Source organism: Mesorhizobium sp. URHB0026, assembly GCF_054059755.1.
Genome location: NZ_JBSSCN010000001.1, coordinates 2,240,372 through 2,265,584, shown reverse-complemented (window position 1 = coordinate 2,265,584; position 25,213 = coordinate 2,240,372). Strand labels below are relative to the sequence as shown.

The window sequence follows — 25,213 nt, the reverse complement described above, 5'->3', positions numbered from 1 at the left end:
CCTTCGTTGGTCATGTCAATTCGCCCGGATGCGCGGGTTGATGACGGCATAGAGCACGTCGACGATAAGGTTCACCGACATGACGATCAGCGCGATCAAAAGCAACCCGCCCTGAACGGTGAAATAGTCGCGCTTGGAAATGGCGTCGATCATCCACTTGCCGATGCCCGGCCACGAAAAGATGCTCTCGGTCAGGATGGCGCCGGTCAACAGCGTGCCGACCTGCAGGCCGATCGTGGTGACGACCGGGATCAGCGCGTTGCGGAAGGCATGCAGGCCGATGACGCGCCGCGGCGCCAGCCCCTTGGCGCGCGCGGTGCGCACATAATCCTCGCCCAGCACTTCGAGCATGGCCGAGCGGGTCTGCCTGGCGATGACCGCCAGCGGAATGGTGCCGAGCACGATGGTGGGCAAGATGAGATGCGACACCGCCGAGCGGAAGGCGCCCTTCTGGCCCGAGATGAGGGAATCGATGGTCATGAAGCCGGTCACCGGCTTGAAGAAGTAGAGAAGGTCGATGCGGCCCGAGACCGGCGTCCAGTGCAGCGTGCCGGAAAACACGATGATCAGCAGCAGCCCCCACCAGAAGATTGGCATGGAATAGCCGGCGAGCGCGGTGCCCATGGTCAGCTGATCGAACCAGGAGCCGCGGCGGATGGCGGCGAAAATGCCGAAGGCGACACCGAGGACGACGGCGAAGACCATGGCGAAGATGGCGAGTTCGACCGTGGCCGGGAACCGCACCAGGAAATCCTTGAGCACCGGCGTCTTGGTTGAAAACGAGGTGCCGAAATCGCCGCCGAGGATATTGGTCAGATAGGTCAGATACTGTTGCCAGATCGGCAGGTCGAACCCGAACTGGTGCATCAGCGCCGTATGGCGTTCGGGCGACAGGCCACGTTCGCCCGCAAGCACCAGCACCGGATCACCGGGCAGGATGCGCACGAAGCCGAAAGCGAGGATGGTTATCCCGATGAAGGTCGGGATGATGAGGGCGAGCTTGCCGAGGATATAACGCAGCATGGCGGGCGAGGTGGGGCGGCGCCTTGTGGCGCAGCCCCGTTTCGCGAACCTTATTCGGCGATATCGACGCCGTCAAAGCGATGGATACCGAGCGGATCCATCGCAAAGCCGGAGACGGTCTTCTGCATCGGCATGAACACCTTGGAGTGGGCGAGCGTCGCCCACGGTGCCTGCTCCTTGAAGATGACCTGTGCCTGTTCGTAGAGCTTGGTGCGCTCGGCCTGGTCGGAAACCGTCTTGGCCTTGTTGATGAGCGCATCGAAGTCCTTGTTGCACCATTCCGCGCGGTTGTTCGAACCGACGGAAGCGCAGCTCAGGAGCACGCCGAGGAAGTTGTCCGGATCGCCATTGTCGCCGGTCCAGCCAACGATGACGGCGCCGTCGTGATCGACCGCGGAAGCGCGCTTGAGGTATTCACCCCAATCGTAGCTGACGATGTTGACGGTGACGCCGACCTTTGCGAAGTCCGCCTGGATCAGCTCGGCGGTGCGGCGCGCGTTCGGCATGTACGGACGCGAGACGGGCATCGCCCAGACGTTCATCTTGAGGTCCTTGACGCCGGCCTCATCAAGCATCTTCTTGGCCGCGTCCGGATCGTACGGGTCGTCCTTCACGTCCTTGTTGTAGGACCACATGGTCGGCGGGATCGGGTTGATCGCCACCTGGCCGGCGCCCTGGAACACGGCGTCGATGATGGCCTTCTTGTTGATGGCCATGTTGAGCGCCTTGCGGACACGCACGTCGTCGAACGGCTTCTGCTGGGTGTTGTACATCAGCGCGCCGACGTTGAGGCCTTCCTGCTCCGCGACCGTCAGGTTCGCATCAGCCTGCAGGCCGGCAATGTCGGCCGGTGCCGGGTAGGACATGATGTTGCATTCGCCGGCCTTCAGCTTCTGCGCGCGCACCGCCGGATCGGTGGTGATGGCGAAGACCAGATCGTCGATCTTCTGCTTGCCGCCCCAATAGTCCGGGTTGGCCTTGTAGCGGATGGCGGCGTCGGTCTGGTAGTCGACGAAGATGAACGGCCCAGTGCCGACCGGCTTCTGGTTGAACAGTTCAGGCGTCTTGTCGGCCTGCAGCTTGTCGGCATATTCCTTCGAGACGATCGAGGCGAAATCCATGCCCAGCGTCGGAATGAAGGTGATCGCCGGTTCCTTGAGGCTGAACTTCACCGTCAGGTCGTCGACCTTCTCGACCTTGGTGATGTTGTCACCGAACTGGTCATTGTAATACTGGTAGGCGATGCCCGGTATGTACTGGAACCAGGGGCCATTCTTGTCAACCTGGCGCTCGAAAGAGAACACCACGTCGTCGGCGTTCAGGTCGCGGGTCGGGGTGAAGTAGTCGGTGGGCGCGAACTTGACGCCCTTGCGCAGCTTGAAAGTATATTCCTTGCCGTCGTCGGAAATGGTCCAGCTGTCCGCCAGACCGGGCGAGACCGAGGTCTTGCCGTGATCGAATTCGACAAGGCGGTTGAAGACGGTACGCGAGGACGCGTCGAACGTCTGGCCCGCGGTATACGGCGCCGGGTCGAAACCCTCCGGCGACGCCTCAGCGCAATAGACCAGAGTTTTCGCGTTGGCCACGCCGCCCAGGACGCTTGCAGCCAGCAACGCGGCTGCAAAAGTCAATTTCTTCTTCATTGAGCACTCCCTGATGTTCTTCCAAGCCCCTCTATCAGGCTCGCGAAGCGCGCATATAAGCACCGTTTTTCCGGGTTTGGAACACCCCGTTTGCTTACCCCTCGGGAAGCAGGAAAAAAATCCGCGATTTTGCTAAATGGCAGAAAAAATTAGCAGTTTTTTCTATTCACGATATTATTAACGACCGCATTTTTTTATTGATCTGACCCCCTGGTCACAACGGTCCCGCGCCCAGTATTCATCCGCCGCCGGGTGCGGAAAGATGCCGTTCCAGCCATGGCCGGCGGAAAGATTTTCGGTTGCATATCTTTCGGCATCCTGCCGCTAGGGCAAGACTTGCACCGCCGCCGATAGAGGCAATACATAGATAGGCAGCTGGCGGCAGCGGAGGGACGTCTCCATCAATCTGGAGGCGGCGCGGTAGGGCCCAGCGAGAACAGGCGACCAGGGTTGTCGAGGAGGAACGGGTGGCAAAAGCATCGAAGGCGCCGGTGAAAGCGTCGGCCAAGGCGAGGCCTAGACCTGCCGCCGGCGCCGTCGGGCAAGGCAAGGCGGCCGCCGGCAAGGCCGCGACCGCGAAGGCGGCGGCCGCCAAGAAAGCACCCGCGGCAAAAGCCGTGGCCACCGCCAGCACCGCCGCGAAGCCGGCGACGAAGGCCGCGCCAGCAAAGGCGCCCGCGACCAAGGCCGGATCGGGCAAGGCCGGAACGGGCAAAACCGCGACGACGAAGAGTTCGCCAGCAGTGAAGGCTGCACCGGTCTCGAAGCCAGCGACAGCGGCCAGCCAGCGGCTGCCGAAGGCGCTCACCGAACTCGCCGTCGGCCTGCCGCAAAAGCCATGGCTCAACAGCTATCCCAAGAACATGCCGGCCGAGATCGGCGCCCTTCCCTACGGTTCCATCGGCGACTTCCTCGTTGGCGCCTGCAAGCAGTTCGCCGGCCAGCCGGCTTTCACGTGCATGGGCAAGTCCATCACCTACGCGCAGCTCGAACAGTCTTCGGCGGCCTTTGGTGCCTACCTGCAGTCCACAGGATTGCAGAAGGGCGCGCGTGTCGCCCTGATGATGCCGAACGTGCTGCAGTATCCCATAGCGATGATGGCGGTCGCCCGCGCCGGCTTCACGGTGGTGAACGTCAATCCGCTCTACACGCCGCGCGAACTGGAGCATCAGCTCAAGGATTCCGGAGCGCAGGCCATCGTCATCCTCGAAAACTTCGCCAACACCCTGCAAGCGGTCGTCGCAAGGACCTCGGTCAAGCACGTCGTCGTCGCGGCCATGGGCGACCTGCTCGGCGGCCTGAAGGGCTCGATCGTCAATCTTGTCGTGCGCCGCGTCAAGAAGATGGTGCCGGCATGGTCATTGCCTGGCCATGTCAAGTTCAACGCGGCCCTCAAGGCTGGCCGCGGCATGACATTCAAGCCGGCCACGGTGGCCGCCAGCGACGTCGCCTTCCTGCAATATACCGGCGGCACCACCGGAATCTCCAAAGGCGCGACCCTCTCGCACAGTAATGTGCTGGCCAATGTCGCGCAGAATGCGCTGTGGCTGCAGGACGCCTACACCGTCAAGCCAAAGCCGGCGCATCTCAATCTCGTCTGCGCACTGCCGCTCTACCATATCTTCGCGCTGACGGTGAATGCGCTGATGGGCATGCAGATGGGCGGCCAGAACATACTGATCCCCAATCCGCGCGACATTCCCGGCTTCGTCAAGGAAATGGGCAAGTATCCGATCCATATCTTTCCAGGCCTCAACACGCTGTTCAACGCGCTGCTCAACAATGAAGACTTCCGCAAGCTCGACTTCAAGCCGCTGCTCTTGACGCTGGGCGGCGGCATGGCGGTACAGAAGGGTGTCGCCGAGCGCTGGAAAGCGCTGACCGGGTGCCCCATCAGCGAAGGCTATGGTCTTTCGGAGACCTCGCCGGTGGCGACGGCCAATAAGTTCAGCTCCGGCGAGTTCACCGGCACCATCGGCCTGCCGCTGCCTTCGACCGAAATCGCCATTCGCGACGACGACGACAACAACGTACCGCTCGGCGAGGTCGGTGAGATCTGCATCAGGGGACCGCAGGTGATGGCCGGTTACTGGAACCGGCCGGACGAGACAGCCAAGGTGATGACCAAGGACGGCTTCTTCAAGTCCGGCGACATGGGCTTCATGGACGATCGCGGCTTCACCAAGATCGTCGACCGCAAGAAGGACATGATCCTCGTCTCCGGCTTCAACGTCTATCCGACCGAACTCGAGGAGGTCGTGGCGGCGCATCCCGGCGTGCTCGAAGTGGCGGCCATCGGCGTGCCGGACGAGCATTCGGGCGAAGTGCCGAAACTGTTCATCGTCAAGAAAGACCCGGCCCTGACCGCCGAGGCCATCACCGCCTTTTGCCGCGAGAACCTGACCGGCTACAAGCGGCCTAGATACATCGAGTTCAGGACCGAATTGCCGAAGACGCCGGTCGGCAAGATCCTGCGGCGGGCGCTGCGCGAATAGTGGGGCTCGCCAACGACGATACGCCGGACCAACGCCCGCGCCTCGAACCGGCGGAATTCATCAAGGCGAACATGCGCCTGGCATCGGTGCCGGCACTTCCCGAAATCCGGCTTTATACCTCCCACCCGAGCAGCGGGCTGAGGCGTCTTGTGGAAGACGATGATGCCGATTCTCAGGAGCCGCAACCGCCCTATTGGGCCTATGCGTGGGCAGGCGGCGCCGTGCTGGCGCGCTATGTGCTGGACCATCCGGAGATCGTGGCGGGCCGCCGCGTGCTCGACCTTGGAGCAGGCTCCGGCATCGTCGGCATTGCCGCCGCGAAGGCCGGCGCGGGTGCGGTGATGGCCGCCGAGGTCGATCGGAACGGCGTTGCCGCGCTGGCGCTGAATGCAGCGGCCAATGGCGTCACGATCACGATAATGGGGAACGACATCACCACCGGGCCGCCGCCCGCCGTGCACCTGGTGCTCGCCGGCGACGTGTTCTACGGGCAAGGTGTCGCCCTCGGGATGATGCCTTTCCTCGACCGCTGCCTCGCCGCCGGCGTCGAGGTGCTGGTCGGCGATCCGGGCCGGGCCTATCTGCCCCGCTCGCGGCTGCGGCTGGTTGCCGAATACAAGGTGCCGGATTTCGGCGAGGCGAAAGACGCCTCGCTGAAGCCGAGCGCTGTCTTTCGCCTTGAGACCGAACCGTCCCTCGCCCTGCCGATCAGACCGTCTCCTTGACCCGTGCCGAAAGGAAATCCGGCAGATCGGCAACCGAATCCAGGATGACATCGGCGATCTCGGCCAGCGATTCGCGCGTGCCGGTGCCGGAGAGCACGCCGACCGCCAGGCCGCAGCCGCCGGCACGCGCCATTTCGAGATCGTGCCTGTTATCGCCGACCATGGCGATCTCCGACGGCTTGAGCCCCGTAAGATCGCAAAAGGCCTGGATGGTGTCGGGAGCGGGCTTGGGGTTGGCCACCGCGTCGTAGCCATAGGCGGCGTCGAACAGTTGCGCGACACCCAGCGTGACAAGCGTCTTTTCCGCGCCGCTTGTCGAATCGTTGGTGGCGACGCCAAGCCGGTAGGATCGCCTGTGCAGCAGAGCCAGCGTGTCGGCGATCCCTGGCAGCGCCACCGCCATCGTCGAGCCCTGCACCGAGGTGATCTCGTTGAAACGGGCGACGGCCAGCATCTGGTCTTCGTTGGACAGGCGCGGGAACCACAGTTCGACAACGTCGAGATTGGTGCCGGAGGCAAAGATGGAGTCGGGCTTGAAGCGCCGGTTGGCGAAATCGAAGCCCGCGGCCGCGAGCAGCCTGTCGGCTTTCCAGCGGTCGCCGTCGGCCGCGTCCATGGCCATGAAGTCGGCGACGCCGAGCCAGGTCGCGTTGAAGTCGACAAGCGTTCCGTCTTTGTCGAACAATATCCCCTTGATCTCAGCCAAGCGCTTCACTCCGAACCACGCAATTGGTGGATGCGTTCCACAAGGCCCCTGGTCGAGGCATCCCGGTTTGCGGCGCTTTCCTTGCCTTCCACGACAGGCAGGAGGCCGGTGGCCAGTTCCTTGCCGAGTTCGACGCCCCACTGGTCGAAGGAATTGATGTTGAACAGCGTGCCCTCGACGAAGACGCGGTGCTCGTAAAGCGCGATCAGCCGGCCGAAGGTGCGCGGGTCGAGCTTGCGGTAGAGGATGGTCACCGAGGGCCGATTGCCGGAGAAGACACGATGCGGCGCGATACGGTCGACATCGGCAGGCTTCATGCCCTTGGCCAGCATCTGCGCGCGCGCCTCTTCCAGCGTACGGCCCTTCATCAGCGCCTCCGACTGCGCCAGGCAGTTGGCGAGCAGCAGGTCATGCTGATGCTTGAGATCAGGTTCGTGGCCGACGGCGGCGGCCAGGAACTCGACCGGGATCAAATCGGTGCCTTGGTGCAGCAGCTGGAAGAAGGCGTGCTGGCCGTTGGTGCCTGGCTCGCCCCAGACCAGCGGCCCGGTCGGCGTCATCACCGGAGTACCGTCAAGGGTGACGCTCTTGCCGTTCGATTCCATGTCGAGCTGCTGCAGATAGGCCGGCAGTCTGGACAGGCGCTGATCGTAGGGAATGACCGCGCGGGCTGGATAGCCGCAAACCACGCGGTGCCACCAGCCGACCAGCCCGAGGAGCGCCGGCAGGTTTTTGTGGAGCGGCGCGGTGCGGAAGTGTTCGTCCATTTCGTGCGCGCCGTCGAGGAAAGCGCGAAAATTCCTTGGGCCGATGGCGATCATGACCGGCAGGCCGATCGCGCCCCAAAGCGAATAGCGGCCGCCGACCCAGTCCCAGAAGCCGAAGACGCGATCCGGCTCGATGCCGAACTTGGCCACCAGGTCGAGCGCGGTCGAGACGGCGGCGAAATGCTTGCCCACGGCCTGCTTGCCGAGCGCCTTCTGCACCCAGTCGCGCGCCGTCCGCGCATTGGTCATCGTCTCGACCGTGGTGAAGGTCTTGGAGGCGATGATGAACAGCGTGGTTTCGGCGGACAGCCCCTTCAGCGTGTCGTGGATGTGAGCGCCGTCAATGTTGGAGACATAGTGGGCGCGCGGGCCGTCATGATAGGGGGCGAGCGCCAGCGTCGCCATCGCCGGACCAAGGTCGGAGCCGCCAATGCCGATGTTGACGATATCGGTGATCTTCTTGCCAGTGGCGCCTGTTGCCTTGCCGGAGCGAATGGCATCGGCGAAGGTGCCCATGGCATCGAGCACGGAAATCACATCCGCCCTGACGTCCTGGCCGTCAACCGTGACGCCCTTGCCGCTCAGGTTGCGCAGCGCCGTGTGCAGGACGGCTCGGCCCTCGGTGGTGTTGATCTTCTTGCCGGCGAACATGGCGGCCCGACCGCCTTCGAGATCGGCTGTGGCGGCGAGCTTCTCAAGGAAATCCATGGTCGTCGCGTCGACGGCGCATTTCGACCAGTCGAGCAGGAGGTCGCCGTCAGCGGCGGAGAATGTCTTGAAGCGCTGCGGATCGGCGGCAAAGGCCTGGCGCATATCGCCCGGGGCCGCGGCGCGATGGTCGCGCAGGGCGGCAAGCTGTTTCTGGAAGGCTGACTGATCCACTGGCGGGGACTCCTGGCGTTTTCGACGCACCATATCAGACCGGATGTTTCCGGCGCGTGTCGTCGCGCTCCCAACTATTGAGCTGAAATCCCTCCGGTCAATACGCGGCAATGACGCAGCACATCACGATGCGATGACACAATGTATCGGGCAAGGAGGTGGGTACCCGAGGGGGCAATGGGTATCGAGGAGCGAGGGGCCGCGTCTTATTTCGAGCTTGAAGGATCACTGGCATAAATCCCAAAGATCAGAAAAATTGATTGGCGCAACCCCTTGTGCCACGGTTACGTTCGGCTGGTCCAGCCAAGCGAAAAAAGCTGGCCATCGAGGAACATCTTCCATGCCACAGAGAAACGACACGGCGATATGGTCCGGCCTGTTCCGGATTTCGGCTGAATCCGGCCAGACCCTGCAGGCGCAGATCCGCCAAGCCATTGTGGCCGCCATTCTCGACCGCCAGATCGCCGCTTCGATGCCGCTGCCTTCCTGCCGGATCCTGGCCGAAAAACTCGGCGTGGCGCGCGGAACGGTTGTCCTGGCCTTCCAGCAGCTCGTCGACCAGGGTTTCCTGGTGGCACGCGAGCGGCGCGGGCATTTCGTCAATCCGGACGTGCTGGCGACACCCGCCAAGCCGCATCAGAAAGCACCCGACCAGGCCAACGAGATCGACTGGAAAGCGCGGCGGCAGATCGCGGCAAGCGACATGCCGCCGCCCGCCAAGCACGAGAACTGGATCAAGTCTTCCTACCCGTTTGTCTACGGCCAATTCGACCCGGCGCTGTTCCCTACCGCCGAGTGGCGCGAGTGCAACCGCATGGCGCTGGCCGTGCTGGAGATCCGCAACTGGGCGTCCGACATGGTCGACCGCGACGATCCGCTGCTGATCGAGCAGATCCAGGCACGGCTGCTGCCCCGGCGCGGCATCTTCGCCAATCCCGACGAGATCATCGTCACGCTGGGTGCCCAGAACGCGCTCTATATGCTGGCCTCGCTGCTGATGACCAAGGGCTCGAAAGTGGCGATGGAGGATCCAGGCTATCCCGACGCACGCTCGATCTTCCGGCTCGCGGGCGCCGACATCGAGCCGGTGCCAGTGGACCAGTCCGGTATCGTAACCTCTTCTATTCCCAATGATTCCGGCTTCGTCTTCGTCACCCCCAGCCATCATTGCCCGACCATGGTGCCGTTGTCGGCGGAGCGGCGGCAGGACCTTCTGGCGCGCGCCAACCGGCACAACCAGATCATCATCGAGGACGGCTATGACAGCCAGCTTCTCGACGAGGCGCCGCAGCAGGCCTTGAAGAGCCTCGACCGTTCCGGCCGCGTCGTCTATGTCGGCTCGATGTCGAAGACGCTGGCCCCAGGCCTGCGGCTTGGCTACATCGTGGCTTCCGCTGGACTAATCGCCGAACTCAGGGCGCTGCGCCGCTTCATGCTGCGCCATCCGCCGGCGAACAATCAGCGCGCCGTGGCGCTCTTCCTGTCGCTCGGCCATCACGAAGCGCTGGTGCGGCGGCTGTCGAGCGCCTTCGACGAGCGGCGCAAGCGGCTGGTCCATGCGATTTCGGCCTTCCTGCCGGAATGGCGTTCCACAGATTCGGCCGGCGGCACGTCGCTGTGGCTGGAAGGGCCCCGAGGCACCGATTCCCGCGGTTTGGCCGAAGCCGCGGCCTCGCGCAGCGTCATCATCGAGCCGGGCGACCGCTTCTTCGACCGCACCGAGAAGCCTTCGCGTTTCATGCGGTTGGGCATTTCCTCTATCGCTCTGCAGCACATCGAGCCCGGCATCCGGGAACTCGCCACCGCCGCCGGACGCAGGCCGGCCGCCGCCTGATCATCAATCCGACTTCTTCACCGGAGCCGCTTCTCAGCGGCTCCGGTTTGTTTTAGATCTGGCACATGTAGCTAGGCCAGCTGGCTCATAGGATGGGCCAGTGCCGGCGGCATAGTCGGCGTCAGAGAAGAAGCAGGTTGATGGTGGACCAACCGCCACGAGACTGCCGGTAGAGGTGGAGTGCCATGCCAGTGGCTGTCGAAAAGCAGGACATGCCGGCGAACCGTCGTCCACAACGCTCGGGCGGTCGCGAAACGGGATATGCGGGGAAATCAGCCATTCCACCAAATGGGCCACTACTCCAAGCCATGGAAGGCGGCGGTTACAGACCTTTGCGCGGAAACGACTGCGAGCGCATCCATGAGGGCGTGCTGACGCTTCTGGAAACGGTCGGGTTCGCCAACGCCATCCCGTCCTGCATAAAAGTCCTGACCAAGGCGGGCGCCACCCATGGCGACGATGGCCGCATCCGTTTCCCGCGTGCGCTCATACTCGACACCATCAAGCGTGCCGCGCGGCATTTCACGCTGCATGGCCAGGACCCCAGGCACGACATGGTGATCCAGGGCAAGCGCGTCCACTACGGCACAGCGGGTATCGCCGTGCATCTGGTGGATCTCGAAAAACGCGAGTATCGCGAATCGAAGCTGCAGGACATCTATGACGCCGCCCGCATCGTCGATGGACTGCGCAACATCCATTTTTTCCAGCGGCCGATGGTGGCGCGCGACATCGCCGACCCGCTCGATATGGATTTCAACACGCTCTACGCCTGCGTGATGGGGACATCGAAGCATGTCGGCACGTCCTTCACCGTGCGCGAGAATGTGAAGCCGGCGCTCGAAATGCTCTATGCCATCGCCGGTGGCGAGGAGAATTTCCGCGCCCGGCCATTCGTTTCCAACTCCAACTCCTTCGTCGTGCCGCCGATGAAGTTCGCCGAGGATGCCTGCGGCGTGCTCGAGGCCTGCGTCGAAGGCGGCATCCCTATCCTGCTCCTCTCCACCGGCCAGTCCGGAACAACCGCTCCGGCGGCGATGGCCGGCGCGGTCGCGCAGGCAGTGGCCGAAGTGCTGACCGGCCTGGTGTATGTCAACGCACTCAAGCCGGGACATCCGGCGATCTTCGGCGCTTGGCCGTTCATGTCGGACCTGCGCACCAACACCATGGCCGGTGGCTCGGCCGAACAGGCGGTGGTAACGGCGGCCTGCGCGCAGATGGCGCAATTCTACGACCTGCCGGGCGGCTCGGCCGCCGGCATGACAGACTCGAAACTGCCCGATATCCAGTCCGGCTACGAGAAAGGCATCACCAATGTGATGGCCGGCCTTTCGGGCCTCAATCTCGTCTACGAATCGGCCGGCATGCATGCCTCGCTGCTCGGCTTCTGCCTGGAAAGCCTGATCATCGACAATGACATGCTTGGCCATTGCCTGCGCTGCGCACGCGGCATCGAAGTGACGGACGAAGCGCTTTCGATCGACACCATCGCCGATGTCTGCCTCAAGGGTCCGGGCCATTATCTTGACAACGAGCAAACGCTCAAGTCGGCGCAGGCAGAGCGTTTTTATCCCGCCTTCGGCGATCGTTCCTCACCGAAGGAATGGAACGAAAAAGGCCGGCCTGATATATTGGCCCGGGCGATCGACGAAAAGAAGCGCATCCTTGCGGAACGATTTCCGCGGCACGTGCCCAAGCTGGTCGACGACAGATTGCGCGCCCGCTTCGGCAACCTGATCCACCTGCCGCGCGCGAGCATGGGCGGCTAGCCAGAAGACCGACACACAGACAGCCATCCGCCAGAACCAACCATTGGGCAGAACGATAAATGAGCGTCTATCCTATCCAGCAAGCCGCAAATACCGAAGATGCCATCGATCGGCTGGTGGCCTCGCACCGGCCAGGCTACGGCCTGACGCGCCCATTCTACCATGACCAGGATATTTTCGAGCGGGACATGGAACGTCTGTTCCGCCGCCACTGGCATTGCCTGACGCATGCCAGCGTCATTCCCAATCCCGGCGACTTCGAACTGTTCAAGCTCGGTGACGAGGCGATCATCCTGTCGCGTGGCATGGATGGCACCGTGCATGCCATGCTCAATGTCTGCCGCCATCGCGGCGCCGAGGTCTGCACCAAAGAGAAGGGCAACGCGAAAGTGTTCGTCTGCCCGTACCATGCGTGGACCTATTCCAATGACGGCTCGCTGCGCGCCGCCAGGCTGATGCCGAAGGATTTCGACCGCACCGCGCACGGGCTGAAGAAACTCCATGTGCGCGTCGCGACTGGCCTTGTCTTCATCTCCTTCGCCGAGACGCCACTCGATTTCGATCCGATCGAGCAATCTTTGCGCACGAGTTGCGGGCAATATGGTTGGGGCGATGCCAAGGTGGCCTATCGCCAAAGCTATCCGCTCGACGCGAACTGGAAGCTCGCCGTCGAAAATTACGTCGAATGCTACCATTGCGGACCGGCGCATCCCGAATATTCGCAGACGCACGCGCTGGAAAAGCCCGCGGAAATGATCGAGCAACTCAATGCCGCGATGGAACAGCGGACCTGCGCTCTCGGCATCGAGATCGGCAGCGGTGATCGCTGGCAGAATTCGGCCGCCGGCCAGGAGGCGATCCACACCTTCCGCTACGCGCTTTACGACGGCGTTTCGAGCGGCAGCCGGGACGGCTCCCCCGTCGCGCCCCTGATGGGCCGCTTCACCGACTACGACGGCGGCGTCACCTCCATCCATCTTGGCGGCACGACTTTTCTCGTCTGCTACCCCGACCACGGGATGATCTACCGGTTCATCCCGAAAACGGCTCAGACCTGCGAGATGGAACTGATCTGGCTGGTGCGCGGCGATGCCGTCGAAGGCCAGGACTACGATCTGGAGAAACTGACCTGGCTGTGGAAGGTCACCACCGACGAGGACAAGAAGATCATCGAGCATACCGCGCGCGGCGTACGCTCGCACTATTTCGTGCCCGGACCGATCGCGCCGATGGAGTACAACGAGCTGCGTTATATCGGCTGGTATCTCCAGGAGATAAGCCGGGCTTAGAGCGATTCAGCGTTTCACGAAAGCGCTCAGCCAGTGCTGAGCCTGAAGCGCTCAACCACCTCGGCGTTGATCAGCTTGGCGTGCAGTGCCATCAGCACGATCTGTGCATCGAGACCGTCGCCGGTTTCGAGAGCGGTCTCGATCCGGCGCTCCGCGTCGAGCCGCTGCTGTGGACCTTGCACACGCTCGAAGGTTTCCGGCCCGGCTATGCAGTAGCTGAACAGGTTCGCTACCCGCGGATAGGCCTGCGGCGGCGGCTCCTCGGGCCAGTGGTCCTTCATCAGATTGACGATGGTTAGTTTCACCCCTTCGGGCACCAGGGCGGGATGCAGGTCGGCGCCACGCAAGGCGGCATCGAGCTGCCGCAAATCACCCGAGCGGCCGAACATGCCGAGAAAGCCGAGGGAAGAGCGTCGTCCCGCCATTGCTGGTCCAATCCGTTTTCCACCAGTTAGGTGGTCCGCAAGCGGAATACAAAGGAGCCGGAAATCTAATGTATCCGTTTTGATGCATGTCGTTGTCCCGGAACTGAAGACGCTTCCGGGCGACATGCACTAGCCGCCCGCGGCCAGCAGCAACACGCCGGCAAGAGCGCATCCCGCAAGCGTCGGCAGCACACCGGTTTTCAACTTGAGAATGGCGACCATGGCGGCCACCGAAAGCAGCGCGGCTCGCCAGTCGATCGACGAAAGCACCGGCACATTCATGCCAAGCCCCGTCATGCGCACCTCGCGGAAGACGACGTGCAAGGCGAACCACAGAGCAAGGTTCATGATGACGCCGACCACGGCGGCGGTGATCGCGCCGAGCGCGGCCGACAGCGCCTTGTTGCCGCGCAGGGCCTCAATGTAGGGCGCGCCGAGGAATATCCAGAAGAAGCAGGGTGTGAACGTTACCCACAGCGTCAGCAGCGCTCCAAGCGATCCGCCAAGCAGCGCGTCCAGCGAGCCGGCGTGGCGAAACGCGGCGATGAAGCCGACGAATTGCAACACCAGAATGAGTGGACCCGGCGTGGTCTCGGCAAGGCCGAGGCCATCGACCATTTCACCAGGGGCGAGCCAGCCGAAGGACTGCACGGCTGCCTGCGCGACATAGGCAAGAACCGCATAGGCGCCGCCGAAGGTGACCACCGCCATGAGGCTGAAGAACCCGCCAATCTGCGTCCACACGCTGCTCGTCCCGGTGAACGCCCAGAGCAACAGAACCGGCCCGAGCCAGATCGGCAGCCAGATTGCGATGGTGCGCGGCGCATGCCATCGTGTCGGCCTGGTATGGGCTAGTTCGCCGCGTTCGAACATCAGGTCGACCGCGCCCCTAATATCGGGAGCGTCGTTGTTGCCGTGCGCCCCGCCGGAAAACAGGGCTGGCGCGACACGGTTTCCCACCCATCCCGCGAATCCCGCCATCAGGACGATGAGCGGAAACGGGATGGCGAGCACATAGATGCCGAGAAAAGCGCAGAGCGCGATCGCCACCATCAACCGGTTCTTCAAGGCGCGGCGGCCGATGCGGATCACCGCCTCGACCACGACCGCGAGCACGGCGGCCTTGACCCCGAAGAACAGCGCCGTGACCAGCGGGACATCACCATAGAGCGCATAGAGAATGCTCAGGGTGAGCATGACGAGTGCGCCGGGCACCACGAACAGGACACCCGCGACAAGGCCGCCGATCGTCCTGTGCAGCAGCCAGCCGATATAGATGGCGAGTTGCTGGGCCTCGGGACCGGGAAGCAGCATGCAGTAGTTCAGCGCATGCAGGAAACGCTGTTCGCCGATCCAGCGCCGGTCCTCGACCAATTCCTTGTGCATGAGCGCGATCTGCCCCGCCGGTCCGCCGAAGCTCAGCAATCCGATCTTCGCCCAGAGTTTCGTGGCTTCGCGGAAGGTCGGGACCGCCGGCGCCTCGACGATGTCGGCATCTTTCCCCGAAATGAGGCTGCTCATGACGGCTTTGCCCCGCCCGGCCAGTTGTGCGTCTCGTCAGTGGCGTCGCGACACCAGCGGAAGAACGCGTCATAGAGCATCGTGCCGGCCTCCAGCTGCTCCAGATCGTGGCGGAACATGCGTGACAGGCCAAGCGAGGCGGCCAGAAATCCGGCTGCCTGGGGAACGAGATCCAGGCGTGCGGTGTCGGCCGCGCGCACGATCGTGGCAAGCCGATCGAGTGCCTGGGATTGCAGCCCGAACTCCTCGATCATCGTGTCGAAGGTGCAGCGCTCGCCGCGATGACTCCAGAACACATTGTCGATATCGAAAGGCACGGCCTGAAAGCGGTCGGCAACAGCCGGAACTTCAGCGGGTTCGACGAAGAGAAACACCGCGTCGGGATCGATGAAGCGCCGGATCAGCCATGGGCAAGCGATGCGATCTACCTTCGGGCGAGCCCTCGTCACCCAGACGGTGCGGCCCTTTTCATCGCGGGACGGTATCTTGTCGGCGCGGACCAGAGGCCCGCCGGCATCGCGCCAGGCTTCGAAGCCGCCTCCGAGGGACTCGGCGGCAATGCCTTCATGCCGCAACCATGCGGCCACCCCTTGCGAAAGCTTTTGCCCCTTCTGGCAAACGACGGCTACTTGGCTGCCGGCAAGGTCGTTTGCCCAGGCCGAGACCGTTTTGAAGTTGCGCCGGTGAGAGGCCGGCAACAGGCGGGGGTCGGCGTCGTAATCTTCATCGATACGGACATCGACGATCACAGGTGCGCCCGGCAGACCAATCAGACGGGATAGTTGCTGTACGGTGATAGCGGTTGTTGACGGCATGGCGTCCACCTCCTGAAGAAGCCTGGACGCGAACATTGGGCTGACGCCTCACGGGGTCGTCGCGATACACCCCTTGTGATGATGGTGGAATTGTTGGGCTGGCTTGTCAAGGACGGAGCGCTTCCCGGCCTGTGGCCGTGACACGGCGGCCTGATCGAGGGCCGCCGGTCGTCGTCATCCATCATCAGTGACCAGCCAGGAATAATCGATGACTATTCCCAGGAATAATCAATGATTGTCGCGAGGCACCCCCATGGTGTGGGCGACATCCTGATATTTCACCGCCGGCTTCAGCACCATGCCGGCCGAGAACTGGTCGACCATGCCGCGCTGGATCTCCTGCCATGGCGTCTGGTGCTGGGGATAGTGATAGCCGCCATCCTTCTGCAGCTCGGCGCGTCGCCGCGCGATCTCGTCATCGCTGACGAGGATGTTCGCCGTGCCCTTCCGCAGGTCGATGCGAACGCGGTCGCCGGTCTTGAGCACCGCCAGGCCGCCGCCGACCGCGGCTTCCGGCGAGGCATTCAGGATCGATGGTGAGCCCGACGTGCCGGACTGGCGGCCGTCGCCGATGCAGGCCAGCGCGTGGATACCCTTCTTGATGAGGTAGGCCGGCGGCTGCATGTTGACGACCTCGGCGCCGCCGGGATAGCCGACGGGACCGGCGCCGCGCATGAACAGGATGGTATGCTCGTCGATGCCTTGCGCCGGATCGTCAATGCGGGCGTGGTAATCCTCGGGGCCGTCGAAGACCATGGCGTTGCCCTCGAAGGCTTCCGGATCGTTCGGGTTGGACAGATAGCGCTCGCGGAATTCCGGCGAAATGCCGCTCATCTTCATGATCGCCGAATCGAACAGATTGCCCTTGAAGTTGATAAAGCCGGCATTGGCCTTCAGCGGCTCGGCCACCGTACGGATGACGTCGGTGTTCTCGTTGGCGACGCCCTCGCAGTTGGCGCCGATCGACTTGCCATTAACGGTCAAGGCATCGGGATGCGGCAGCATTCCGGCCTTCATCAGTTCGGCGACCACGGCAGGCACGCCACCGGCGTGGTGATAGTCCTCGCCCAGATATTCACCTGACGGCTGCAGGTTGACGATGAGCGGCACTTTGAGGCCGATGGTCTGCCAGTCGTCATTGTCGAGCGGCACGCCGAGATGGCGGGCGATGGCGTTGAGATGGATCGGCGCGTTGGTCGAGCCGCCGATCGCCGAATTGACGACGATGGCGTTTTCGAAGGCCGCGCGGGTCATGATATCGGACGGTTTCAGGTCCTCGTGCACCATGTCGACGATGCGCTTGCCCGTTTCGTAGGCGATCTGGCCGCGCTCGCGGTAGGGCGCGGGAATGGCGGCCGAACCGGGCAGTTGCATGCCGAGCGCCTCGGCCAGCGAATTCATCGTGGTGGCCGTGCCCATCGTGTTGCAGTAGCCGGTGGACGGCGCCGAGGACGCGACGATGTCCATGAACTCGTCATAGCCGATCTCGCCGGCCGACAGGCGCTGGCGCGATTCCCAGACGATGGTGCCCGAGCCGGTGCGCTTGCCCTTATGCCAGCCATTGAGCATCGGGCCGACCGACAGCGCGATGGCCGGGATGTTGACGGTCGCCGCCGCCATCAGCAAGGCAGGCGTGGTCTTGTCGCAGCCGATGGTGAGCACGACGCCGTCGAGTGGATAGCCGTAGAGCACCTCGACAAGGCTGAGATAGGCGAGATTGCGGTCAAGGGCCGCGGTCGGCCGCTTGCCGGTCTCCTGGATCGGGTGACAGGGGAATTCGAAAGGAATGCCGCCCATCGAGACGATGCCTTCGCGCACGCGCTTGGCGAGTTCGATATGGTGCCGGTTGCAAGGCGAAAGGTCAGAGCCCGTCTGCGCGATGCCGATCAGCGGTTTGCCCGACATCAGCTCGGCGCGAGTCAACCCGTAATTCAGGTAGCGCTCGAGATAAAGCGCCGTCATTCCCGGGTTGTCAGGATTGTCGAACCACTCCTGCGAGCGGAACTTTTTCTTTTTCGTGGGGGCGCCGGCCATCGTGGTCTCCGTATTTGTATGACAAATCGATATGACAACGCGCGGATGCAGGCAAGGGGCACGCGTGATCTGAATCCGGACTTTGGTGCGATAGACAGCTATCGAGCCGCACGCTACGACCAATCCGACATCGGCGATGCGGGAGGTTTAGATGGCTTTGGTGATCGAGGGCGAGGAACGTATCGCCGCACCCGTGCAGAAAGTGTGGGAAGCGCTGAACGACCCAACCGTCCTGAGGGGCGCCATTCCGGGCTGCCAGAGCCTGGAAATGAAATCGGCGACCGAGATGGCGGCAACGGTGGTGCTGAAGATCGGACCCATCAAGGCCACCTTCAACGGCGAAGTGACGCTCAGGAATCTCAAGCCGCCGCATGCCTACACCATCCAGGGCGAAGGCAAGGGCGGCATCGCCGGCTTCGCCAAGGGCGGTGCCGACGTCACCCTCACCGCCGACGGGCCGGACGCGACGGTCCTCAAATATGCGGCCAAGGCAGAAGTCGGCGGCAAGATCGCGCAGCTCGGCAGCCGGCTGATCGAATCGACGTCGAAGAAATTGGCCGGACAGTTCTTTTCGGCTTTCGGCGAGAAGGTGGGCGGCTGATACGCTCCCCGCGAGGGTTCACTCAAAGACGATGCTCGGCACAGCTGCTTCGGCCGCGCCGCGTTCCTCGTTGACCCTATCCCAGACCTTGGAAGCGATATCGCGATAGATTTTCGCTTCGGCGCCATCCGGCTTCGAGACGACCACCGGCGTGCCGGCGTCAGAGCTCTCGCGGATCCCCATTTCAAGCGGCACCTCGCCAAGGAAGGTGACGCCCAGCCTCTCCGCCTCGCGGCGCGCGCCGCCATGGCCGAAAATGTCGTAGCGCTTGCCGGTATCCGGGGCGATGAAGTAACTCATGTTCTCGACGATGCCGAGCAGCGGCACATCGACTTTCCTGAACATGTTGAGGCCCTTGCGGGCATCGATCAGCGCCAGGTCCTGCGGCGTCGAGACGATGACGGCACCGGCCAACGGCACCTGCTGGGCCATCGTCAGTTGCGCATCGCCCGTGCCGGGCGGCATGTCGACGACGAGCACGTCGAGCCGCCCCCATTCAACCTCACGCAGCATCTGCGTCAGCGCCGACATTACCATCGGCCCACGCCAGATCATCGGCGTCTCCTCATCGACGAGGAAGCCCATCGACATCACCTTGAGGCCGTAATTCTCCATCGGTTTCAGGATCTTGCCGTCGATCGTCTGCGGCCGGCCATGGATGTTGAGCAGCCTGGGCATCGACGGGCCATAGATGTCGGCATCCAGCACACCGACCCGCAAACCATTGGCGGCAAGACCAAGCGCCAGGTTGACGGCCGTGGTCGACTTGCCGACACCGCCCTTGCCGGAAGCAACCGCTATGATCGCCTCGATGCCGGGCACGCCGCGCTTGCCCTGGCTCTGCGAAGCAGGAGCATGCGGAGCCGCCCGCGGCGGCGCAGCGACCGGAGCTGTCGGCGCCGGTCTTGGTGCGGGGCGCGATGGAACCGACCCCTCCATGCCGCCGCCTTTCTTTTCAGCCGTCAGCGCAACGACCGCGCCGGCGACGCCGGGAATGGCCTTCACCACCCGCTCGGCGGCGGCGCGCAACGGCTGCATCTCCTGGGCGCGCGCGGCGGGAACGGTGATCGAGAAGAACACTTTCGAATCGGCGATGAAAATCTCCGAAACCATGCCGAGGTCGACGATGTTTCCGGTGAAGTCCGGCCCGTTGACCGTCTTCAGCCGCTCGATGACGATTTCCTTGGTGACGGACATGATCTTTTCCTCAGCGTTCGGCACTTCAGATAATGCAGTTCTCGGGGAGAACCAAGCAGCCGCCTCGACGCACCCTTGGTTTTCGCGAGCAAGAACTTCAGTGCATACCCGTCGCTAAACACGGTAGGCGACCTATTTCAGTGGCAGCATGAGGGAAAACAATCAGGGAAGGATAAGATCATGCTCGCGAACAGCAACGCAATGGCCAATGTGGCGGTGAAAGACCTGGCGAGAGCAAAGGCGTTTTATGAAGGGACGCTGGGCCTCAAGCAGGTAGACGATATAGGTGGCGAGTTGATCGTCTACAAAAGCGGCGACACCTTCATCAATGTCTATCATTCCGAGTTTGCCGGGACCAACAAGGCGACGGCGGTGACCTGGACGGTCGGCGACCAGATCGAGACTGTCGTCAAATCGTTGAAATCGAAAGGAGTCACCTTCGAGCATTATGCAATGCCCGGACTGACGATCGAGGGCGACATCCATGTCGGCCAGGGCATGAAGGTCGCATGGTTCAAGGATCCGGACGGCAACATCCTCAATCTTGTGAACGGCTAGGCAGTATCGCGATTGCCGCCACTTCGGGCGCCGCTCACCTCATCCCGCAAGGTTGACGGCGAGGTAGGCGAGAGCCGAAATGGCCGCCGTCGCGGGCAAGGTCACGATCCAGGCGATGACGATGTTGCCGGCCAGGCCCCAGCGCACCGCCGAGACGCGGCGGGCGGCACCGACGCCGATGATGGCGCCGGTAATCGTATGGGTGGTCGATACGGGAACGCCGAGCCAGGTGGCGGCGAACAGCGTGATGGCGCCACCGGTTTCAGCGCAAAAGCCCTGCATTGGATTGAGCCGGGTGATCTTCGAACCCATTGTATGGACAATCCGCCAGCCGCCGAACAGCGTGCCAAGCGCCAGCGCCGATTGGCAGGTCAGGACGACCCAGAGCGGCACGTAGAATTTTTCGCCGAGCATGCCTTGCGAGTAGAGCAGCACGGCGATGATGCCCATGGTCTTCTGCGCATCGTTGCCGCCATGCCCAAGCGAATAGAGCGAAGCGGAAAAGAACTGGAGGACGCGAAAGGTGCTGTCGACGGCGAACGGCGTCTGGCGCACAAACAGCCACGAAACCACCAGGATCAGGACGAGCGCCAGGACAAAACCGGCCGCCGGCGACAGCACGATCGCGGCAACCGTCTTGCCAAGTCCCGACCAGACAATGGCACCAATGCCCGCCTTTGCGACGCCGGCGCCAACCAGCCCGCCGATCAGCGCGTGCGAACTGCTCGAAGGGATGCCGGCAATCCAGGTAACGATGTTCCAGACGATGGCGCCGACGAGAGCCGAAAAGATCACTGCCGGAGTGACAATGGTGACGTCGACAATGCCTTTTCCCACGGTCTCGGCGACATGAAGACCAAAGAACATGAATGCGATGAAATTGAAGAATGCCGCCCATAAAACCGCATATTGCGGCCTCAGCACGCGGGTGGAGACGATGGTGGCAATGGAATTTGCCGCATCATGCAGGCCGTTCAGAAAATCGAAGAACAGCGCGACGACAACGAGGCCGGCCAGCACGGGAAAGGCGATGGTGGCTTCCATTGCCTAGACGTTCTCGATGACGATGCCGCTGATCTCGTTGGCGACGTCCTCGAAGCGGTCGACCACCTTCTCCAGCTGACCATAGATTTCCGAGCCGATCAGATAGGCCATCGCGTCGCCGCGGCCGTGGCGCCTGAACAGATCCTTCAGGCCCTGCTCATGCAGATCGTCGGCGCGACCTTCGGCACGCATCACTTCCTCGGCGAGGGCGTTGAGGCGTGCGCTGTTGGCGCCGACCTTGGCGAGCAGTGGGATCGCCTCCGCGACTAGGCGCGCGGCGTCGACGATGACGGCGCCCATTTCTTGCATCAGCGGATCGAATTCGCTTTTCTCGAACAGTCTTACCGTCTTGACGGTCTTGTGCATCATGTCGATGGCATCATCCATCGACTGGATCAGATCCTTGATGTCGCCGCGATCGAAAGGTGTGATGAAAGAGCGCCGCACCGCAAGCAGGACTTCCGCCGTGATATGATCGGCCTCGTCTTCGAGATCGACGATCTTCTGGCACCATCGATCGATATCCTTGCCCTGAAGAAGCAGCTGTAGCGCTTCGGCGCCGCCAACCACGATGCGGGAATGGCGCTCGAACAACTCGAAGAAACCATCTTCGCGCGGCAACAGCTTGCGGAACCAGCCCAGCATGTCAGTCTCCCTTCGCGCCCGGCCCACGACCGTTTCACTGACATAGCGCCGCGTGATGCCGCGGGAAACAGCGAGCGGGCTGAAAGATGTGGATGCGGAACGATTGCGCATACCGCTTGCGGCAAAGGACAATTTCCCCGAGCCTGAGTACGACCGGAAGGACGGCATGATCGACAAACTCGAATTCTTCATCGCGCTGGCCAAGGAAGAGCACTTCGGCCGGGCGGCCGAGGCGTGCGGGGTCACGCAGCCGACCTTGTCGGCCGGCATCAAGCAGCTCGAGGGCCAGCTCGGCGTCATGCTGGTCAATCGCGGGTCGCGTTTCCAGGGGTTGACGCCGGAGGGCAAGCAGGTGTTGGTCTGGGCACGCCGCATCGTCGGTGACTCCAGGACCATGCGCGAGGAGATGCGCGCCGCCCGGTACGGCCTTTCCGGCCGCATCCGTATCGCCGCCATCCCGACGGCCTTGGCGATGGTCGCCAGATTGACCACGCCCTTTCGAGACAAGCACCCAGGCGTCACCTTTTCGGTGCTGTCGCGAACCTCGATCGAAGTGCTGTCGCTGCTTGGCAATTTCGATGTCGATGCGGGAATTACCTATCTAGACAACGAACCGCTAGGACGGGTGAGCAGCGTGCCGCTCTATGACGAGCGCTACCAATTGATCACCGCAATCGGCAATCCCTATTCCGACCGCGACAAAGTGACATGGTCCGAGATCAGCCAGTTGCCGCTGTGCCTTCTGACGCCGGACATGCAGAACCGCCGCATCATCGACCAGCACCTGGCGGAAGCCGGCGTGCAGGTGCGGCCGACGCTGGAATCGAACTCGATGATCGTGCTGTTCTCGCATATTCGGACCGGCAAATGGTCATCGATCATGCCACTCAACCTTGCGGAAACATTCGGTTTTTCCGAACCGATCCGGGCCATTCCGATCGTCGAGCCCGATGCCAGCCACACAGTCGGGCTGGTGGCCGCGCCGCGCGAGCCGCACACGCCGCTGGTGCAGGCGCTGCTGGACGAGGCGATGGCGCTGGCAGACGATTTCCGCGCCCACCGCTAGTCTAGACAATGCAGGCGGAAGCCCGTCGATAGAAGATTTCTATCGAGCAACGAAACAGCTTTATTGATTTCGCGGGTTTCCTCTGATTTTGTAAAGACTTAGCGATAAAAGCCATCGACCAGGGAGGGCGCTGCGTGACGATGCAGCCTGCAAGTACCGAGATCGCATCGCGCACAGCGGCGATTATCCAGGAGTTGAAGGACCTCGAGGGTCCGCTGCTGCCGATCCTCCACGGCATCCAGGAAGAATTCGGCCATGTCCCGCAGGACGCCGTGCCCGTCATTGCCGACGGGCTGAACCTGTCCCGGGCCGAGGTGCATGGTGTCGTGACTTTCTATCATGATTTCCGTGCGCGACCGGGCGGACGGCACGTGCTCAAGCTCTGCCAGGCGGAAGCCTGCCAGTCGATGGGTTCGGACGCAGTCGCCGCCAAGGTCAAGCAGTTGCTCGGGATCGACTTCCATGAGACCACGCGTGACGGATCCGTTACGCTGGAACCGGTCTATTGCCTCGGGCTGTGCGCCTGCTCGCCGTCTGCGATGCTGGATGGCGAGGTGATCGGTCGGCTCGATGACGACAAGATCGACGAGATCGTCGCCGAGGTGCGCTCATGACCCCCCGTATCTATATTCCCGGCGATTCCGGCGCACTGGCGCTGGGGGCGGAAAAGGTCGCGAAGGCTATTCGCGCGGAACTCGCCGAGCGCGGCATCGAGGCCAAGATCGTGCGCAACGGCTCGCGCGGCGCTTATTTCCTCGAACCGATGGTCGAAGTGGCGACGGCCAATGGCCGCGTCGCCTACGGGCCGGTGAAGCCGTCGGACGTGAAGAGCCTGTTCGACAGCGGTTTTCTCACAGGGGGCCATCACAAGCGCTGGCTCGGCGCACCCGACAAGATTCCATTCCTGGCCAAACAAACTCGCTTGACGTTTGCACGTTGCGGCATAAACGACCCGCTGTCGCTCGATGCCTACAAATCGCTCGGCGGTTTGAACGGCCTGCGGAACGCGGTGGCCATGGCGCCCGCCGACATCGTCAAGCAGGTCACCGAGTCCGGCCTGCGTGGCCGCGGCGGCGCGGGCTTCCCGACCGGCATCAAATGGAAGACGGTGCTCGATACGACCTCGGAGCGCAAATACATCGTCTGCAACGCCGATGAGGGCGACAGCGCCACCTTCGCCGATCGCATGATCATGGAGGGCGATCCCTTCGTGCTCATCGAAGGCATGGCCATCGCCGGTATCGCCACCGGCGCGACCAAGGGTTTCGTCTATATCCGCTCGGAATATCCGCACGCGGTGGCTGTCATGAACAAGGCCGTCGAGATCGCCCGCAAGGCCGGTGTGCTCGGCGTCAATGTGCTGGGTTCGCCCAACGCCTTCGACATGGAAATCCGCGTCGGTGCCGGCGCCTATGTCTGCGGCGAGGAAACTTCGCTCTTGAACAGCCTGGAAGGCAAGCGCGGCGTGGTGCGCGCCAAGCCGCCGCTGCCCGCGATACAAGGGTTGTTCGGCAAACCGACAGTGATCAACAACGTCATTTCGCTGGCTTCGGTGCCGGTGATCATGGACAAGGGCGCCGCCTTCTACAAGGATTTCGGCATGGGCCGTTCGCGCGGCACGATCCCGATCCAGATAGCCGGGAACGTCAAGCAGGGCGGCCTGTTCGAAACCGCTTTCGGCCTGACACTGGGCGAAATTGTCGACGAGATCGGCGGCGGCACGTCCACCGGGCGCCCGGTGAAGGCGGTGCAGGTCGGCGGGCCGCTCGGTGCCTACTTCCCGCGCGCACTGTTCGACACGCCGTTCGACTACGAGGAATTCGCCAAGCGCGATGGACTGATCGGTCACGCCGGCATCACGGTTTTCGACGATACCGCCGACATGCTGAAGCAGGCACGCTTCGCCATGGAATTCTGCGCCATCGAAAGCTGCGGCAAGTGCACGCCTTGCCGCATCGGCTCGACGCGGGGCGTGGAAACCATCGACAGGCTCGCCGCCGGCATCGAACCGGAAAAGAATCTCGCTCTGGTCACCGACCTCTGCAACACGATGAAGTTCGGTTCGCTCTGCGCGCTGGGCGGCTTCACGCCCTACCCGGTGATGAGCTCGATCACCCATTTCCCCGAGGATTTCAAGCCCGCGCCAGCGCGCGTGGCTGCTGAATAGGAGCTGG

At 62.9% G+C, this 25,213-nt stretch carries 21 protein-coding genes; 10 read left to right on the top strand and 11 right to left on the bottom strand.

What is annotated here, in order from left to right; genetic code table 11:
• Window positions 1–15: 15 nt before the first annotated feature.
• Together ACVWWD_RS11365 and ACVWWD_RS11360 are read right to left on the bottom strand one after the other, a co-directional pair.
• A complete protein-coding gene (locus ACVWWD_RS11365) occupies window positions 16–1,023 on the bottom strand; it encodes an ABC transporter permease subunit (protein WP_023772593.1) in 1,008 nt (335 codons plus the stop codon).
• A gap of 50 nt (window positions 1,024–1,073) precedes the next feature.
• A complete protein-coding gene (locus ACVWWD_RS11360) occupies window positions 1,074–2,666 on the bottom strand; it encodes an ABC transporter substrate-binding protein (RefSeq protein ID WP_352547591.1) in 1,593 nt (530 codons plus the stop codon).
• A gap of 467 nt (window positions 2,667–3,133) precedes the next feature.
• Between ACVWWD_RS11360 and ACVWWD_RS11355 the strand changes: the two genes are divergently transcribed.
• The gene (locus ACVWWD_RS11355) at window positions 3,134–5,161 is read left to right on the top strand and encodes a long-chain fatty acid--CoA ligase (RefSeq protein ID WP_352547589.1); all 2,028 of its coding nucleotides are present in this window, start codon (window positions 3,134–3,136) and stop codon (window positions 5,159–5,161) included.
• Window positions 5,161–5,886, top strand: coding sequence for a class I SAM-dependent methyltransferase (locus ACVWWD_RS11350; RefSeq protein ID WP_457103070.1), 726 nt, complete (start codon window positions 5,161–5,163; stop codon window positions 5,884–5,886). Before ACVWWD_RS11355 ends, ACVWWD_RS11350 begins: the two co-directional genes overlap by 1 nt.
• Here ACVWWD_RS11350 and ACVWWD_RS11345 read toward each other — a convergent pair.
• Entirely contained in the window at window positions 5,870–6,592 is a 723-nt protein-coding gene (locus ACVWWD_RS11345; protein ID WP_023772589.1) for an HAD family hydrolase, read from the bottom strand. The genes ACVWWD_RS11350 and ACVWWD_RS11345 overlap by 17 nt on opposite strands.
• 5 nt (window positions 6,593–6,597) lie before the next feature.
• Window positions 6,598–8,241, bottom strand: a complete 1,644-nt coding sequence (gene pgi / locus ACVWWD_RS11340; protein ID WP_457103069.1) for a glucose-6-phosphate isomerase — start codon at window positions 8,239–8,241, stop codon at window positions 6,598–6,600.
• Window positions 8,242–8,581: 340 nt separating this feature from the next.
• On the opposite strand from pgi, the gene pdxR reads away from it, so the two are divergent.
• The 3 genes from pdxR (at window position 8,582) to ACVWWD_RS11325 (ending at window position 13,133) form a co-directional block, all read left to right on the top strand.
• Entirely contained in the window at window positions 8,582–10,075 is a 1,494-nt protein-coding gene (pdxR, locus tag ACVWWD_RS11335) for a MocR-like pyridoxine biosynthesis transcription factor PdxR (protein WP_015314107.1), read from the top strand.
• A 185-nt stretch (window positions 10,076–10,260) separates the two neighbouring features.
• Window positions 10,261–11,844, top strand: a complete 1,584-nt coding sequence (locus tag ACVWWD_RS11330) for a trimethylamine methyltransferase family protein (protein WP_023772587.1) — start codon at window positions 10,261–10,263, stop codon at window positions 11,842–11,844.
• Between the two features lie 59 nt (window positions 11,845–11,903).
• The gene (locus ACVWWD_RS11325; RefSeq protein WP_023772586.1) at window positions 11,904–13,133 is read left to right on the top strand and encodes an aromatic ring-hydroxylating oxygenase subunit alpha; all 1,230 of its coding nucleotides are present in this window, start codon (window positions 11,904–11,906) and stop codon (window positions 13,131–13,133) included.
• 26 nt (window positions 13,134–13,159) lie between these two features.
• Here ACVWWD_RS11325 and ACVWWD_RS11320 read toward each other — a convergent pair whose 3' ends face one another.
• From ACVWWD_RS11320 to ACVWWD_RS11305, 4 genes are all read right to left on the bottom strand, one after another.
• Window positions 13,160–13,558, bottom strand: coding sequence for a hypothetical protein (locus ACVWWD_RS11320; RefSeq protein WP_352550249.1), 399 nt, complete (start codon window positions 13,556–13,558; stop codon window positions 13,160–13,162).
• Window positions 13,559–13,687: 129 nt separating this feature from the next.
• The gene (gene chrA / locus ACVWWD_RS11315; protein ID WP_023783368.1) at window positions 13,688–15,079 is read right to left on the bottom strand and encodes a chromate efflux transporter; all 1,392 of its coding nucleotides are present in this window, start codon (window positions 15,077–15,079) and stop codon (window positions 13,688–13,690) included.
• A complete protein-coding gene (locus ACVWWD_RS11310; protein WP_023792624.1) occupies window positions 15,076–15,894 on the bottom strand; it encodes a chromate resistance protein ChrB domain-containing protein in 819 nt (272 codons plus the stop codon). Before ACVWWD_RS11310 ends, chrA begins: the two co-directional genes overlap by 4 nt.
• A 228-nt stretch (window positions 15,895–16,122) precedes the next feature.
• The gene (locus ACVWWD_RS11305; RefSeq protein ID WP_023792627.1) at window positions 16,123–17,928 is read right to left on the bottom strand and encodes an IlvD/Edd family dehydratase; all 1,806 of its coding nucleotides are present in this window, start codon (window positions 17,926–17,928) and stop codon (window positions 16,123–16,125) included.
• A gap of 151 nt (window positions 17,929–18,079) precedes the next feature.
• Here ACVWWD_RS11305 and ACVWWD_RS11300 point away from each other — a divergent pair, with 151 nt between their 5' ends.
• A complete protein-coding gene (locus ACVWWD_RS11300; protein WP_015314114.1) occupies window positions 18,080–18,529 on the top strand; it encodes an SRPBCC family protein in 450 nt (149 codons plus the stop codon).
• 18 nt (window positions 18,530–18,547) lie between these two features.
• Here the strand turns inward: ACVWWD_RS11300 and ACVWWD_RS11295 are convergent, their stop codons facing one another.
• The gene (locus ACVWWD_RS11295; protein WP_352550248.1) at window positions 18,548–19,726 is read right to left on the bottom strand and encodes an Mrp/NBP35 family ATP-binding protein; all 1,179 of its coding nucleotides are present in this window, start codon (window positions 19,724–19,726) and stop codon (window positions 18,548–18,550) included.
• A gap of 180 nt (window positions 19,727–19,906) precedes the next feature.
• On the opposite strand from ACVWWD_RS11295, the gene ACVWWD_RS11290 reads away from it, so the two are divergent.
• Entirely contained in the window at window positions 19,907–20,284 is a 378-nt protein-coding gene (locus tag ACVWWD_RS11290) for a VOC family protein (RefSeq protein ID WP_352550247.1), read from the top strand.
• Window positions 20,285–20,323: 39 nt separating this feature from the next.
• Here the strand turns inward: ACVWWD_RS11290 and ACVWWD_RS11285 are convergent, their stop codons facing one another.
• Complete coding sequence (locus ACVWWD_RS11285) at window positions 20,324–21,328, bottom strand: inorganic phosphate transporter (protein WP_023792634.1); 1,005 nt, start codon at window positions 21,326–21,328, stop codon at window positions 20,324–20,326.
• Window positions 21,329–21,331: 3 nt separating this feature from the next.
• Window positions 21,332–21,973: a DUF47 domain-containing protein gene (locus tag ACVWWD_RS11280; protein WP_023783363.1), complete on the bottom strand. Its 642-nt coding sequence runs from the start codon at window positions 21,971–21,973 to the stop codon at window positions 21,332–21,334.
• A 166-nt stretch (window positions 21,974–22,139) separates the two neighbouring features.
• On the opposite strand from ACVWWD_RS11280, the gene ACVWWD_RS11275 reads away from it, so the two are divergent.
• From ACVWWD_RS11275 to ACVWWD_RS11265, 3 genes are all read left to right on the top strand, one after another.
• Window positions 22,140–23,039 (top strand): LysR family transcriptional regulator, encoded by a 900-nt coding sequence (locus tag ACVWWD_RS11275; protein WP_457103619.1) that lies wholly within the window; start codon window positions 22,140–22,142, stop codon window positions 23,037–23,039.
• A gap of 134 nt (window positions 23,040–23,173) precedes the next feature.
• A complete protein-coding gene (locus ACVWWD_RS11270; RefSeq protein ID WP_352550246.1) occupies window positions 23,174–23,653 on the top strand; it encodes a formate dehydrogenase subunit gamma in 480 nt (159 codons plus the stop codon).
• On the top strand, window positions 23,650–25,206 hold the full coding sequence (locus ACVWWD_RS11265; RefSeq protein ID WP_352550245.1) for a formate dehydrogenase beta subunit: 1,557 nt from the start codon (window positions 23,650–23,652) through the stop codon (window positions 25,204–25,206). Before ACVWWD_RS11270 ends, ACVWWD_RS11265 begins: the two co-directional genes overlap by 4 nt.
• The last annotated feature ends 7 nt before the right edge of the window (window positions 25,207–25,213 follow it).